The organism is Exiguobacterium sp. s63, assembly GCF_018617335.1.
GTDB lineage: Bacteria > Bacillota > Bacilli > Exiguobacteriales > Exiguobacteriaceae > Exiguobacterium.
Genome location: NZ_JACSKB010000001.1, coordinates 155609 through 168798 on the forward strand (window position 1 = coordinate 155609; position 13190 = coordinate 168798).

Annotated in this window: 16 protein-coding genes, 1 tRNA gene and 1 riboswitch; of the genes, 8 read left to right on the forward strand and 9 right to left on the reverse strand. The window is 48.6% G+C overall.

From position 1 onward, the window contains the following. Positions 1 to 33: 33 nt before the first annotated feature. From KNO90_RS00810 to KNO90_RS00820, 3 genes are all read right to left on the reverse strand, one after another. On the reverse strand, positions 34 to 1233 hold the full coding sequence (locus KNO90_RS00810; protein ID WP_214740788.1) for a GTP-binding protein: 1200 nt from the start codon (positions 1231 to 1233) through the stop codon (positions 34 to 36). 111 nt (positions 1234 to 1344) lie between these two features. Next, a complete protein-coding gene (locus KNO90_RS00815) occupies positions 1345 to 1611 on the reverse strand; it encodes a hypothetical protein (protein ID WP_214740790.1) in 267 nt (88 codons plus the stop codon). 12 nt (positions 1612 to 1623) lie between these two features. Beyond that, a complete protein-coding gene (locus KNO90_RS00820) occupies positions 1624 to 2505 on the reverse strand; it encodes an SMP-30/gluconolactonase/LRE family protein (protein ID WP_215112797.1) in 882 nt (293 codons plus the stop codon). A 148-nt stretch (positions 2506 to 2653) separates the two neighbouring features. Between KNO90_RS00820 and KNO90_RS00825 the strand changes: the two genes are divergently transcribed. Continuing rightward, complete coding sequence (locus KNO90_RS00825; RefSeq protein WP_214740794.1) at positions 2654 to 3253, forward strand: class I SAM-dependent methyltransferase; 600 nt, start codon at positions 2654 to 2656, stop codon at positions 3251 to 3253. Positions 3254 to 3289: 36 nt separating this feature from the next. On the opposite strand, the gene rlmN is transcribed toward KNO90_RS00825, so the two are convergent. Further along, positions 3290 to 4351 carry a dual-specificity RNA methyltransferase RlmN gene (rlmN, locus tag KNO90_RS00830; RefSeq protein ID WP_214740796.1) on the reverse strand — a complete coding sequence of 354 codons (1062 nt, stop codon included), beginning with the start codon at positions 4349 to 4351 and terminating at the stop codon, positions 3290 to 3292. A gap of 65 nt (positions 4352 to 4416) precedes the next feature. Further along, complete coding sequence (locus KNO90_RS00835) at positions 4417 to 5823, reverse strand: amidase family protein (RefSeq protein WP_251127293.1); 1407 nt, start codon at positions 5821 to 5823, stop codon at positions 4417 to 4419. 113 nt (positions 5824 to 5936) lie between these two features. On the opposite strand from KNO90_RS00835, the gene KNO90_RS00840 reads away from it, so the two are divergent. The 4 genes from KNO90_RS00840 (at position 5937) to KNO90_RS00855 (ending at position 7850) form a co-directional block, all read left to right on the forward strand. Then, complete coding sequence (locus tag KNO90_RS00840; RefSeq protein WP_168169845.1) at positions 5937 to 6098, forward strand: hypothetical protein; 162 nt, start codon at positions 5937 to 5939, stop codon at positions 6096 to 6098. A 44-nt stretch (positions 6099 to 6142) separates the two neighbouring features. After that, positions 6143 to 6242, forward strand: a riboswitch (SAM riboswitch). A 67-nt stretch (positions 6243 to 6309) separates the two neighbouring features. Further along, positions 6310 to 6834 (forward strand): peptide-methionine (S)-S-oxide reductase MsrA, encoded by a 525-nt coding sequence (msrA, locus tag KNO90_RS00845; RefSeq protein WP_215112798.1) that lies wholly within the window; start codon positions 6310 to 6312, stop codon positions 6832 to 6834. A 101-nt stretch (positions 6835 to 6935) separates the two neighbouring features. Then, positions 6936 to 7460: a DM13 domain-containing protein gene (locus KNO90_RS00850; RefSeq protein WP_215112799.1), complete on the forward strand. Its 525-nt coding sequence runs from the start codon at positions 6936 to 6938 to the stop codon at positions 7458 to 7460. A 144-nt stretch (positions 7461 to 7604) separates the two neighbouring features. After that, positions 7605 to 7850, forward strand: coding sequence for a hypothetical protein (locus KNO90_RS00855; RefSeq protein WP_215112800.1), 246 nt, complete (start codon positions 7605 to 7607; stop codon positions 7848 to 7850). Between the two features lie 72 nt (positions 7851 to 7922). Here the strand turns inward: KNO90_RS00855 and KNO90_RS00860 are convergent, their stop codons facing one another. The 4 genes from KNO90_RS00860 to KNO90_RS00875 all read right to left on the reverse strand — a co-directional run bounded on the left by KNO90_RS00860 (position 7923) and on the right by KNO90_RS00875 (position 11913). Further along, positions 7923 to 9443, reverse strand: a complete 1521-nt coding sequence (locus KNO90_RS00860; RefSeq protein WP_215112801.1) for an AMP-binding protein — start codon at positions 9441 to 9443, stop codon at positions 7923 to 7925. Continuing rightward, a complete protein-coding gene (locus KNO90_RS00865) occupies positions 9436 to 10296 on the reverse strand; it encodes an SDR family NAD(P)-dependent oxidoreductase (RefSeq protein WP_215112802.1) in 861 nt (286 codons plus the stop codon). The genes KNO90_RS00860 and KNO90_RS00865 overlap by 8 nt, the downstream gene beginning before the upstream one ends. Before the next feature lie 122 nt (positions 10297 to 10418). Next, the gene (locus KNO90_RS00870; protein WP_215112803.1) at positions 10419 to 10841 is read right to left on the reverse strand and encodes an SRPBCC family protein; all 423 of its coding nucleotides are present in this window, start codon (positions 10839 to 10841) and stop codon (positions 10419 to 10421) included. A 208-nt stretch (positions 10842 to 11049) separates the two neighbouring features. After that, the gene (locus KNO90_RS00875) at positions 11050 to 11913 is read right to left on the reverse strand and encodes a GRP family sugar transporter (protein ID WP_215112804.1); all 864 of its coding nucleotides are present in this window, start codon (positions 11911 to 11913) and stop codon (positions 11050 to 11052) included. A 123-nt stretch (positions 11914 to 12036) separates the two neighbouring features. Between KNO90_RS00875 and KNO90_RS00880 the strand changes: the two genes are divergently transcribed. The 3 genes from KNO90_RS00880 (at position 12037) to KNO90_RS00890 (ending at position 13183) form a co-directional block, all read left to right on the forward strand. Next, a tRNA-Ala gene (locus KNO90_RS00880) sits at positions 12037 to 12109 on the forward strand. A 113-nt stretch (positions 12110 to 12222) separates the two neighbouring features. Continuing rightward, positions 12223 to 12555: a four-helix bundle copper-binding protein gene (locus tag KNO90_RS00885; RefSeq protein WP_214749944.1), complete on the forward strand. Its 333-nt coding sequence runs from the start codon at positions 12223 to 12225 to the stop codon at positions 12553 to 12555. Between the two features lie 61 nt (positions 12556 to 12616). Further along, complete coding sequence (locus KNO90_RS00890) at positions 12617 to 13183, forward strand: 3'-5' exonuclease (protein WP_215112805.1); 567 nt, start codon at positions 12617 to 12619, stop codon at positions 13181 to 13183. Positions 13184 to 13190: the final 7 nt, after the last annotated feature.

Below are 13190 nucleotides of genomic sequence, written 5' to 3' on the forward strand. Positions count from 1 at the left end.
CAGTATAGCGATGTTTTGTCAGTTTGTAAACGGTCAATCTGAATAGGTGACGAGTTGGCCAGTACCAGGAAGTGGGTCATGGAACGAATCCCACTCCGCTACCATCTCCTCATCCGTCAACAAGCAGGCGTCAAGTGATTGCTCGACCGCCTCCCGGTCCATTCGTTGACCGATGAGGACCAATTCGTTCTGTCGGTCTCCGTACGGCTCGATGTAATCTTCACGCAGTTCAGGTTCTGAGGCGAACATGGCCTCTCGTTCACTCTCCGGAAGGGTCGCTAACCAACGACCGGCATGTTCGAGCGTCGATGCGTATCCGGCCTGGGAGAAGAGACAGGCAAGGTCGTTCCGTGACGCGATCCACAAGAAGCCTTTGGCACGGACTATTTCTTCAGGATAGTGCTCCATCCAATTCATCAAGCGCTCAGGGTGGAACGGTCGACGACGACGGTAGACGAACGAGCTGATGCCATACTCCTCCGTTTCCGGCGTATGTTCTTCTGCCTCAAGTTCTTGAATCCATCCCGCCGCGCGCATCGCCTGATCGAAATCGAACAACTGGACGTCGAGTAGATCGTCTAACGCTACGTCGGAGTATGTTGAAGTCAATAATCGGGCGCTCGGGTTGAGTGTCTTAAGTAGCCCCTTCATCTCCTGCAGTTCCGCTTCAGACACCCGGTCTGCCTTATTCAACACGATGATATCCGCAAATTCGACTTGGTCGACGAGTAGGTCGACGACTTCACGGACATCTCCTGTATCGACGGCTTGTTGACGTTCCATGAGCGATTCACCAGAATTGAAATCTTTGAAGAAGCGGTACGCATCGACGACGGTGACCATCGCATCGATATAGACACGGCTCGTCAAATCGATTCCGAGCGCATCATCGGCATACGTGAACGTCTGCGCAACGGGAATCGGTTCAGAGATACCAGAAGACTCGATGATGATGCCATCGAGGTCGCGATCCTTTGTCAACTCATAGACCGCTGTCAGCAAATCCTCACGGAGCGTACAACAGATGCACCCGTTCGAGAGTTCGACTAATTTTTCATCGGTACGGGAGAAACCACCCTGTTCAATCAATTTCTCATCGATGTTCAACTCGCTCATATCGTTCACGATGACCGCATATTTTTTATCTTCCCGGTTATGTAAGATGTGGTTGAGCAGTGTCGTCTTTCCGCTACCAAGATAACCCGAGAGTACCGTGATTGGAATTCGTTTCATGTTAGTGAACCTCCATTAAATCGTAATCATTACTTTTTACATATTGAAACGACTGATTCGATTTGTCAACAAAAAAACACGCCATACGGACGTGTTTTGAAAAACATGCTCTTATTCTTCCAACGCTTTTCGTTCTGCTTCCGAGCGGGGATAGGCGTTCGCTTGCCACTCCGCCCGATAGATGGAGTCGAGTTGCGTCAACCCGACCTCATCCTCGTCCTTGTCAGAATCGACACTCGGCACCTCGTCCCATTTTGGGTCGAGATAAGAATGTTCTTCTTCCCGCGCTCGATTTTCTTGCAACTTTTGAATCCCCATCTTGACCGCTGCCGCAACTGCCAACCCAATACCCGCTCGAACTAACAGTCGTTTCACCATTACATGTCCTCCTCAACGCCCAAAGCGATAAAGCGGCATCCCTTTCACCTCTGTATCGATGATAAATACCGATCCAGCATCCGGATATTCGGCTAACGCTTCCTCATCCATCCCCTCACGAGCCGTCGTGATGGCCAATCGATTGAGCCCATCCCCGATGAAGGCGCAGGATGTGACATTCGGTGCAGGAACGTGAACTTCTAACAGCTTTTCACCGGTTGATGGATTCCAGCGAGATACTTTACTCCCGGCGTAATGCGCAATCCATAGACATCCTTCCGTATCCGATGTCATACCATCTGGGAAACCATCCTCGTCCGCGAAATCGATGACGACCTTTCCGTTCGATAATGTGCCGGCCTTCATGTCAAAATCATATTGGCGAATCGTTTCAGTCGGTGTATCGATATGATAAAAAACGGAATGGTCAGGAGACCACGTCAACCCGTTCGAAAGTGTGAGCTCATCCATGAGTGTCGTCGTCGTCCCATCCCGATCGACACGATACAATGTCGCTTGATTCTCTTTGTCTTCGAGATGAAGTGTTCCGGCGAAGATTCGACCGTATGGATCGGCTTTTCCGTCATTGAACCGCAATTGACCGTCCGGATCATCCAACTCGACAATCTTCTTCAAGTCCCGATTGATCTCATCCCACTCATAAATGCCGTCCTTCAAACCGAGGACAACGCCATCCGTCACTTTCGGAATGACGAAACCGACTTGTTTTCCGACTTCAAACGACGAGATTTCATCCTCACGTTCGTCATACCACCACAACGTATGGCTTTCGATATCTACCCAATAAAACCGCTTCAGCTCGGCATCCCAACACGGACCTTCACCAAGCGTATTTCGTACACGAATCCACAACGACGCATCTACTTTCTCCATCACTTAGCCTCCACTCTATCCATTAGTTCAGAAATCTATTCCCCTCTCGCATCGGGACTATGCATGAATCCAGAAAATCGTGATGGATTTTCACCGTCGTCCGTTCGGTCTGCTATAGTGAAAGAAACGTAGCGAGGGAGTGAATGGCTTGTCGAAATGGGATGAACGATTTAGTTCGGAAGAATATGTGTATGGGACAGAGCCAAACGACTTTTTACGCGAATGGGTCACATCTCGCCAGCTTGGAGGGAAACGTGTATTGGCCATCGCCGAGGGGGAAGGTCGAAACGCGGTATGGCTCGCCACGCTCGGCTATGAAGTCGAAATGTGGGACGCTTCGAAAGTGGGGCTCGAAAAGGCGAAGCGCTTGGCGACGTCACGAAACGTGTCCATTCAGACGAAACAGATTGACTTGAATGAAGCGGACTGGCCAAACGAGGCGTATGACATGGTCCTCTGTATCTTTGGCCACTTTCGTCCACATGTCAGAGAAAAGGTGTTCACGGGTATCCAACAAACGCTTCGACCTGGTGGCGTATTCCTGACTGAAGTTTACTCTACACATCAACTTGATTACGGGACAGGCGGACCAAAAGATGCCTCACTTCTATACACCGAAGAGATGTTCCGCCAACTAGAGGACGATTTCGTACCGCTCGTCTTACACGAGACGGTCGTCTGGCGAGAAGAAGGCACGCTCCATCACGGCGAATCAGCTGTGATTCAATATGTCGGGCAAAAATGGTAAACGAATGGCCTCCCCGAGATTCGGAGAGGCCATTTTTTACTTCGCGCCTTCGACGTTCATATGCTTACTGCGGAGTTGTCCGCATGCCGCATCGATATCTGTCCCGTGTTCGAGACGGACACCTGTGTTGACGCCACGTTTTTTCAAGATGTCGTAGAACGCCATGATGTCCTCAGGCGTGCTTCGCTCATATTGGATGTGCTCGTTGACCGGGTTGTATGGAATCAAATTGATGTAAGACTTGTCTTTGATGTCTTCAATCAAGTCAGCGAGTTCTTCCGCATGTTCCGGTAAATCGTTCACTTTCGAGAGTAGGATATACTCGAACGTGATTCGTTTGTTCGTCTTCTCGACGTAGTAACGAATCGATGGCATGAGTTTATCGAGCGGGAACGCCCGGTTGATTTTCATGATACGTGTACGTAATTCATCGTTTGGCGCATGCAGAGAGAGCGCCAAGTTGATACGTAGATCAAGGTCTGCGAACTTGTAAATCTTATCCGCGAGACCACTCGTCGACACGTTGATCTTACGTGGGGCGATCGCAAGTCCACGCTCATCTTTGACGACACGCAAGAAGTCGACCAAGTTGTCGAAGTTATCGAACGGTTCGCCGATTCCCATGACGACGATATGGCTGACGCGGTCCCCTTCACCCTCTTCATCGAGGAAGTGTTGGACGGTCATGATTTGCTCGACGACCTCACCCGCCGTCAAGTCACGCGTCTTTTTCAACAAGCCGCTCGCACAGAAGCTACAGCCGATGTTACAACCGACCTGAGTCGTCACACAGACCGAACGTCCGTATTTGTGACGCATGAGCACCGTCTCGATGTAGTGCCCGTCATGTAATTTAAGTAAGAATTTGACCGTCCCGTCGCCCGCTTCTTGTTTGACGAACAGTTCTTGTGTCGAGATGACATATTTCTCTGTTAAGTAATTACGCACCTCATCACGTACGTTGAGGTCGTCCATCGATTTGACCCGGTCGATGTAGAGCGAGTCCCAAACTTGACGTGCGTGGAAGGCACCGTATCCCGCTTCCGTACACTCGTTTGTGAGTTGATCGAACGTCAACCCGTATATAGATGATTTCATTGTAATCTGTCCTTTCTCTAATCCGCATACGTACCATTGTAGCGGACGTGAGAGACGGGTGCAACTTACGAATAATCTGGAGGCGTCGGTCGTGTGATGAACTGTTCGAACGCATAAGCGACTCGGATCAAATCACGCTCCGCATAGCTCGTTCCCGTGAACGAGAGACCGAATGGGGCACCGCTTTCTTTTCGTTGATATGGGATTGTAATCGTCGGATGCCCTGCTTTCGCAGCCATGTCGTAGTTCATGTCATGCGGCAGGACGAGTGCGTCCAGTTTATGTGACGCAAGCAATGTGTCAATCCCTTCCGTTTTCGCGAGACGGACGTCCTCGATGCGACGGTTGAGATAGTTCGCTTCAGTCAGTTTTCCAGATTTGGCGTTCGCTTCTTCAAAGATGGTCTGACCGTGCGGAATCGATTCAGGATGTTCCGCGTTCCACTCGATCAAATCGGAAAGCGTTTTAAACGGCACGGTCGTGTTGGCAAGATACGCCTCGACCCCGAGCTTGAATTCGTCGAACAAGATGTCCGCCTGATTTAGCGCCTCATGCTTTGGTAGCGTGACCTCGACGAGTTCGACCTCGGCTTGCCGTAGCAATCGGAGCGCCCTCTCATACAATCCGACTTCTTCTTCTGAGATGTCTGGTTTGACGAACCCGACACGCATCCCTACCGCTTGACGGACATCGAGACATGTCACATAAGGCGGTCCTACTGGAGTTTCCCACGTCGCCGGGTCTGATTCATCCTCACCGCACATCGATTGTAAGGCGATGACCGCATCACGAAGCGTACGCGCCATCGGTCCCGCCGTATCTTGAGAACGTGAAATCGGGATGATCCCCGAGCGACTGATTAATCCGACGGTCGGCTTGATCCCGACGATGCTGTTATGGACACTCGGATGGATGATTGAACCGCTCGTCTCAGATCCGACTGCGAGAAGCGTGAGGTTTGCCGCGACCGCTGAAGCCGACCCTGAGCTTGACCCCCCGACGTCTAACCCGTCGCCGTATGGGTTCATCGTCTGTCCACCGACGGCACTCCAGCCGTTCGGCATATCTTCCGTTAAAAAGTTCGCCCACTCGGACAGGTTCGCTTTGCCAAGGATGATGGCCCCGTCAGCCCGTAACCGTTTGACGAGCTCGGCATCTCGACCGGCGAAATGATGTCGCATCGCGGTAGCACCTGCAGTCGTTCGCATCAGACCGTTCGTCTCGATATTGTCTTTGATTAAGACGGGAATGCCGAGTAGCGGTTTGCGTACCCCTTTTCGGTAGGCCCGGTCTGCTGCCTCTGCCTCGAACAGGGCGTCCGGATTGACTTGAATGACGGCGTGAAGCCGTTCATTATACGTCGCAATCCGTCCTAAATAGTAGGCGGTCACGTCTCTCGCCGTGAATTGTCCTTCTTTATACCCACGATGCGCACGTTCGATCGTCAGTTCATGTAATTGGATTTGTTCCATCATGCATTCCTCCTTTATCTCTCCCACTCTATTCGTGCTCTACGTCTGATTTCCTTTTCGTATCGCCAAGTCGATGTGTTATTGATACACTTAAGAAAAAACAGGAGGTCCCAATGACTCGCTCCTATGTCTTTGTGTTGCTTGCCGTATTCGGTCTATTTTTCTTACAGCTATACGGGGAGAATGTGCCGTATGGTACGCTCATTTCCATCGGGTTGATTGGATTCATCATCGTCTTGACGGTTTTTCAGTTGAAACGAAAACCGAATCATTGACGAATGTAATTTGAGGGTGGTATGATGCTCTCACCAACTACATATCGATATCAAGAGTGAACGAGAGATCTGGCTCCGCGACTTCACAGCAACCTGCCTTAGGCAAGGTGCTACGACCAGCAAGGGAAACCTTGGACGATATGACGAAAGCGCTCATGTCATCCGACGTGAGCGCTTTTTTGTTGAATGACGATTTGGAGGGAACGACAGTATGGAAAAAGCAACATTCGCAGGCGGCTGTTTTTGGTGCATGGTGACACCATTTGAAGAATTACCAGGGATTGAAGGCATCGTATCCGGCTATATGGGCGGAGAGGTCGACAATCCGACATATGAACAAGTGAAAACTGGGACCACGGGGCACCTCGAGGTCGTTCAAATCACATATGATCCAGCATTATTCTCCTATGAACGTCTTCTTGAACTGTATTGGATTCAGACAGATCCGACGGACGATGAGGGGCAATTCCAAGACCGGGGACCTCAGTATGCCCCAGCCATCTTCTATCATACGGAAGAACAACGAGTCGCTGCTGAAGCGAGTCGCGATGTGTTGGCGGCGAGCGGACGCTTCACGGCTCCAATCGTCACGAAAATCATTCCGGCGACGACGTTCTTCGCTGCAGAAGACTACCATCAGGATTATCATAAAAAGAATCCGAAGCATTATAAGGAAGACCGGGCCATCTCGGGACGTGACGAGTTCATCGAGGAAAACTGGACGGAAACCGTATAACGGTCATCAGACGCGAATGTTAGCATTCGCGTTCTTTAATAAGCACATTAATCGGGAAATGGGATATAACGGTTCATACATCCGAAAAGGAGGACTCATATATGAAAACAAGTACGAAACTCATCATCGGTGTGATCGGCGTAGCCGTAATCGCTGTTGCCTGGTGGCTCATCTCCCCACTATTTTTAACCGAGACGGTCGATGAAGGATTGCCGCCGACAGCAGTCGAATCACCAGCTCCAGAGGAAGATGAATCAGATCAAGAGTCGTCCGAGACACCGGAAGCACAACCGAGTCCAACCGAAGTAGCGGGTGTGTTCATGGACGGGGAGAAAAATTATGAGACGACCGGCACGATCCGCTCGGTCGAGGCAGAAGACGGGACGTACCTCCGATTTGAAGAGTTCGAGACGACGAACGGTCCTGACTTATTCGTCTATTTGACGAAACCAGGACAAGAGACGACCGAGGGCGTCAGTTTAGGGGCGCTAAAAGGGAACATCGGGAATCAAAACTATTTGATCCCTGAGGATGTGAATTTAGAAGAGTACAACACCGTCGTCATCTGGTGTCGTGCGTTCAGCGCAACGTTCGGGACGGGTGAACTGACTGGATTAAGTGAATAAATAGACTGAAGGGTGGCTGAATGAATCGGCCACCCTCTTTTCATTTGAAAACGGATGAAAAAAGAATGATATTTCATTCAACCTTAAATGAGAACATGCTATCATATATGTAAATAAGTGTAATTCAATTGAGGAGGTACGATTATGGAGCAGAGGTCGTCACAACCATACAAACACTACTTTTGGAAACGTTTCTTTCTATTCTTCATTCCATTGATGGTGGTCGGCATACGATTCGAACCGATGATTATTCAAAATCCATTCGAAGAGCTCGAAGACTATGGGGCATTCGTATTATTCTTAGGAATTTATATCCTTGTACTCGGTGCATGGTCGGCATTTTTGACGTCGATGATGTGGCGAATCAGACAATTCAAGTTGAAACAGTGATCACGCTATTTATCTGTGGTTACTGCGTCTCGATTCTTTCCTTCTTAACTATTCGTCTGCACGAGTAATCATCTAAAGTCGTTTCCTATCCAATTTTCCAACCGCTGTATAAGGCAACTCCTTCACAAACACGATTTCTCGAGGAAGCTGGTATGTTGTCACTCGTTCGCGCAACCAGCTCACTAGTGCCTCTTCTGTCAGTACTTCATCATACACCTGTACATATGCCTTCAAAATGTGACCGGCGTACATATCCTCTATCCCGACGACGGCGGCGTCCTCGACATTCGGATGGTCGCGTAAAACCGTCTCGACTTCCCCGGGATAAATATTGTTTCCTGCCGAGATGATCAAATCGTCTGTTCGTCCACACAAAAAATAATAGTCGTTCTCATCCCGGTATCCGACATCACCTGTTTGAATCCAGTGGTTCTTTCGGTTTTTCATGGACCACTTATTTCGTATGCAAAATTCCCCGATGGCGCCTGGCTCGACTTCCGCTCCATCTTTCACTACCTTTAAGTCTCCTCCCGGAATCCTTCTCCCGAGTGTGTTCGCATCATACTGTAAATCTTCTGGTGTGGCGATCAGATTCAAGCCCGCTTCCGACGTCCCATAGAGATTGTATAAGACGTTCCCCAACTCGTTATGTACTTCACGGACTAAAACGGGATGAAGCTTCGCACCACCGGACGCGATACAAGCGAGAGAATGAAGTGATGTTGGATCGTGTCGTAACATTTTGTGGATCATGAGCGGGACGACCGTGACCACTTCTACCTTGTGTCGCCGAATGAGGTCACAGGCTCTTTGCACATCAAAGCTCTCCTGAATGACGACCTTTTTCCCTAGTGCCAGAAAAGATAAAAGGATGGCGATACCGTAGCCATGGTAAATCGGCGTGGCAATATAGGCAGTGTTGAATGACGGCAACTGCAACCGATTCAATAAAGCCGTGAATGGAGCTAGAAAGTGAAAGAGGGATGGTTTGTGAGTCACTTGTTTCGGACTACCCGTAGTGCCACCGGTCAACAGCACGATTTTCCCGCTCGATGCGGCCGGAAGCTTTCCTTTTTTATGTCGCTTCGAATCCGATAAACGGTTGATTGATACCTTCTCCTCATGATAGCTGACGAGGGTCGAATGTTCGTAAGACGAGTTTTCAATTAAGTCTTCAAACTTCTCATCATAAATTAAAAGATCGAATGATTGTTCTTCTACGAGCCGGTTAAACTGCAGTTGACTCATCGAACAATGAAGCATGTAGATGTCTGCACCGAGTCGTGAAGCCGCAAACATCCCTTGTACGAAAGACGCGTAGTTTTTACAAAGAAACGCCACTTTTTGTCCCTTTTTAACCCCATACTGATCAGCCAAATGATGAGCAAGGTGTTCGCAACGTGTCTTTAGCTCCTGATATGTCACTGTTTCTCGACTGTCCACTAGAGCCGTTTTTTGACTCCCAGCTCTTTCAGTCAATGTAAAAAGCAGCATCAAGTTGATTCCGTTTTGACGGATTGCGACGAATAGACGACCTAGGTTCGATGGTGATAGAAAATGGAGCTGCGACAAGACTTTCAATAACTTAACCATTCCTACTGTCACGCTCCTTTCTCTTAAGGAATGCAGGGACCATCCAGTCTATCAGTCTTCTGAAAACAAGTGATGCTACTTGACCGAGGAACAACCACCACGGCTTATATACTGGTCGTTTTGTATACAGGGCATGTCCAATCAGTTCCGCCACATGTACCGGTGACATGGCAGGAGAATGCTGATAAGCCAGCGTCGGTTTAATCATCGGAGTTTTTACTAGCGGTAGATATAGAGCCGTCGTGGAAATATTTTTGATTGTGAGTTCCGGACCTGCGGAACGAAACCATGTATCAAACGCGGCTTTTGATGCCTGATAGGCCGCCCAGTGAGGAAAAGGATGAAGTAACACATTGATGGTCGACACATTGACGATCTGTCCGTTCTTCTTTTCGAGCAACGGAATGAGCGATAAAATCAATTGTACCGGAGCAAAATAATTGATCGCCATCGTCCGAGTGAAGTCATGGTACCGATCGAGCGACTCGATGATGGGACGATTGATGGAGATTCCTGCATTGCTGACGAAAACATCCAATCCTTCCGGTAATTGATGGAGATACGCCAGCAAACCATTCCGTTCCTCTTCGATTCGAAGATCTGCCGGGAACACGGTCACCGTGGCTGACCCTTTCTCGATTTTAGACTTCATGACGTTCATGTCTGATTCTCTCCGGGCTACGAGAATCAGATGTGCGGTTGTATCCGCTAATAGATAAGCGAACGCCTGCCCGATTCCAGAGCTCGCTCCAGTAATCAATATCGTTTTCCGATCTAACGCTGATTTCATTTTCTGATGATTGAAGGAAGGAAATCGAAATAAGACTCTCTCTAGTAACGTGTAGTCATACATATAGCCAGCACCTTTTACTCATTTTCGTCTCGCACTAAGACAATCATTTAGCCTAACATGACAAACAGCAGCGTCCACTTTAATGGAAAAGGGACCTGCTGTTCAAACCTTCCGTTTATCTTTTATACACTCTTCCCATTCGCATATCTAGTGAAATTATCGAGGATCGCCTGCCAGCCCTGTCGTTGCATTTCAACCGGATTCATCGATTCTGCATCAAACACCTCGACAATCTTTGTCTGATCACCTTCTGAAGCAAATGAAATTCTGACTCTCCGTTCATCCTCAAGGCGATACTGAATGAGCTCATTTACTTCAACTTCCTCATATACCCCTTCAAAATCAAAGCCCATGCTCTGATCTTTCGCTTCCATCCGACTACGAAACTTCCCACCGATCCGTAAATCATTTTCCGCTTCGGTCGTATGCCAATCGTCAGAAGCATGATTCCATTGTTTGATGTGGTCAGGGTCTGTCCAGAGTTTCCAGACTGTGTCGATTGGTGCATCGACGAGAGCTGATATCGTCACTACATTTGATTCCATGATTCGTTTCTCCTTTATTCTACATTTTTAATCAATCACGAATGCGCTGCCCGTCCTATATGACGAACGCAATATGAGATTACTTCCCTATCAATCACATCTTCTCCTGCTCTCATTTCAACGATTGAAAGATACTCAAAACAAAAACCTTAAATGGCACTCTAGCACGAGTGCGCATTCAAGGTCTTTTTAGTCCATCATTAAAAATTTAACTCTTGGCAATCCCAAGCATAAATCCGGCAACGACAATCAAACCGATTCCCATAAAGACGAAGACACGTTCTTTTGTCGTCTTCTCTTCTTTCAAGAGATAGATTCCACCGAGTGTCGCCACAACGACGTTTAATTGGGATAGGGCGAATGAGGTCGCGATCCCAACTTCTCCGCTTGAAACGAAAAGTCCGAAGTTCCCGATCCCCCAAGCAAGCCCGGCCAAGATATTTTTGAACGTACGTGGATCCAGTTTCTTGACGTCTTTCTCACGAAGACTGAACAGAAGTGCTGCGATGAACATCCCGACAGATTGTGGGAGAATCGCGGTGATTCCCTCTACTTCAAAGTAGTTCGTCAAGACGGCATACGTGACGTAACCGATACTCGAGACGAAGAGGACGAGTAGCCCCTTTTTCAAAGCTCCGGCACTGTCCTGATCTTTCTTCTGTTGGTATGAGGTCATGGTCGCCCCGATGATGATCAAGACGAGCGCTGAAAACCCTAACCATAGCTCCGTCGTCGTCTGCCAGTCACCGAGAACGATGACCCCAAAGAGAGACGTCCCGACGAGCTGCATCCCCGTACTGATTGGCATTGCTTTGGAGACGCTTAAGATTTGGAACGATTGGAACTGCAAATATTGACCGAGCGCCCAGAACGCCCCTGAGATAAATCCGGTCACGATGGCGAGTGTCGTGAACTCCGGTCGGAAGACGAGGGCAATCACTGTTGCCATGATCATCGCCCCGATGGTCGTTCCGATTAACTGCTGAATCGGTTTTCCTCCCACTTTCGACACGATGAGTGGAATACTCCCCCACATAAGTGCCGGTAAGAGTGCCAAAAGAATCATTTCCATGAAGCACACCTGCTTTCTTAATATAACGTCTAACATGAAATTCCCACGTCTCCAATTTTATAAACCTAAATTCAAAAAGGGAATTGCCATGTCGAATACTACGATGATATAATGATTTCGAACGGGGCATTAGCTCAGCTGGGAGAGCGCTACGCTGGCAGCGTAGAGGTCAGGGGTTCGAGCCCCCTATGCTCCATTAATTTGTCACATCTCGAATGAGGTGTGGCTTTTTTATTGGCATGATGCGATTCAACCCCTTTCTGAACGGGTAATGTTAGATAGACTTTTTCATATAAGGGGGAATTTTTGATGGAACGCACATCTGTTGAAGAGACATTGACGAGCGTGATCGAATGCATGCGCGCTTGTAATCATTGTTTCTCAAAAAGTTTACAAGAAGAAGATTTACACATGTTCACTGAATGCATCCGATTGACACGGGAATGTTCCGACATCTGTTCGCTCGCATTGAACGCCTTAGAAACAGATTCAGCCTTCTCTAAACCAATCGTCGCACTATGCGCCCAGGTCTGTGATACGTGTGCGGTTGAGTGCGGACGCCATCAGCATGACCATTGCCAAGCCTGTGCCAAAGCATGTGAGCGTTGTGCGGAAGCTTGCCGTACCCTCGTTGCCGCTTAAGCACGACATTCGTCTAACTTTCTGTTAGACTTTTTTTATTGCACAGGAAAGAAGGTAAACTATGAATCATTCCATTCTCGCACTTGACGTGGAGACCGCTAACCGCGATAGCCGTAGCATCTGTTCTGTCGGATGGAGCATCCTTCAAAACGGAGATGTGGTCGAAACAGACCAGCGACTCGTCAACCCGGAGGAAGACTTTGATATGGGTAACATCCGCGTCCATGGCATTCGTCCTAGTGACGTGTGGGATGCACCGGCCTTACCGGAAGTGCTTTCCTCTCTTTACCCGATTTTACGGGAAGTGGACCTCGTCATCGCACATAACGCCTCATTTGATATGGGTGCTTTGAAAAAGGCGATTGTAAAATATGATCTATTCGATTTCCCGACAATCGAGTACGGTTGCACCGTCAAACTGTCGCGTAAACTGTATCCAGGGCTGCCAAACCACAAGTTGAACACGATGGCAGAACACTTGAACGTGCCGTTCATTCATCATGACGCCGCGGAAGATGCTCGCGTATGCGCGTTACTTATGCGTGATATGATGCAGAAAACCGGAATTACAAGTCCGAAAGAACTACATCGCTATACGTCCGTCAAAACAGGAACACTCGCATATTAAACCGGTC

Coding starts and splice junctions, on each gene's coding strand:
- KNO90_RS00810 (WP_214740788.1), bottom strand. CDS start 1,233: ATGAAACGAATTCCAATCACGGTACTCTCGGGTTATCTTGGTAGCGGA.
- KNO90_RS00815 (WP_214740790.1), bottom strand. CDS start 1,611: ATGGTGAAACGACTGTTAGTTCGAGCGGGTATTGGGTTGGCAGTTGCG.
- KNO90_RS00820 (WP_215112797.1), bottom strand. CDS start 2,505: ATGGAGAAAGTAGATGCGTCGTTGTGGATTCGTGTACGAAATACGCTT.
- rlmN (WP_214740796.1), bottom strand. CDS start 4,351: ATGAAATCATCTATATACGGGTTGACGTTCGATCAACTCACAAACGAG.
- KNO90_RS00835 (WP_251127293.1), bottom strand. CDS start 5,823: ATGGAACAAATCCAATTACATGAACTGACGATCGAACGTGCGCATCGT.
- KNO90_RS00840 (WP_168169845.1), top strand. CDS start 5,937: ATGACTCGCTCCTATGTCTTTGTGTTGCTTGCCGTATTCGGTCTATTT.
- msrA (WP_215112798.1), top strand. CDS start 6,310: ATGGAAAAAGCAACATTCGCAGGCGGCTGTTTTTGGTGCATGGTGACA.
- KNO90_RS00850 (WP_215112799.1), top strand. CDS start 6,936: ATGAAAACAAGTACGAAACTCATCATCGGTGTGATCGGCGTAGCCGTA.
- KNO90_RS00855 (WP_215112800.1), top strand. CDS start 7,605: ATGGAGCAGAGGTCGTCACAACCATACAAACACTACTTTTGGAAACGT.
- KNO90_RS00860 (WP_215112801.1), bottom strand. CDS start 9,443: ATGGTTAAGTTATTGAAAGTCTTGTCGCAGCTCCATTTTCTATCACCA.
- KNO90_RS00865 (WP_215112802.1), bottom strand. CDS start 10,296: ATGTATGACTACACGTTACTAGAGAGAGTCTTATTTCGATTTCCTTCC.
- KNO90_RS00870 (WP_215112803.1), bottom strand. CDS start 10,841: ATGGAATCAAATGTAGTGACGATATCAGCTCTCGTCGATGCACCAATC.
- KNO90_RS00875 (WP_215112804.1), bottom strand. CDS start 11,913: ATGGAAATGATTCTTTTGGCACTCTTACCGGCACTTATGTGGGGGAGT.
- KNO90_RS00885 (WP_214749944.1), top strand. CDS start 12,223: ATGGAACGCACATCTGTTGAAGAGACATTGACGAGCGTGATCGAATGC.
- KNO90_RS00890 (WP_215112805.1), top strand. CDS start 12,617: ATGAATCATTCCATTCTCGCACTTGACGTGGAGACCGCTAACCGCGAT.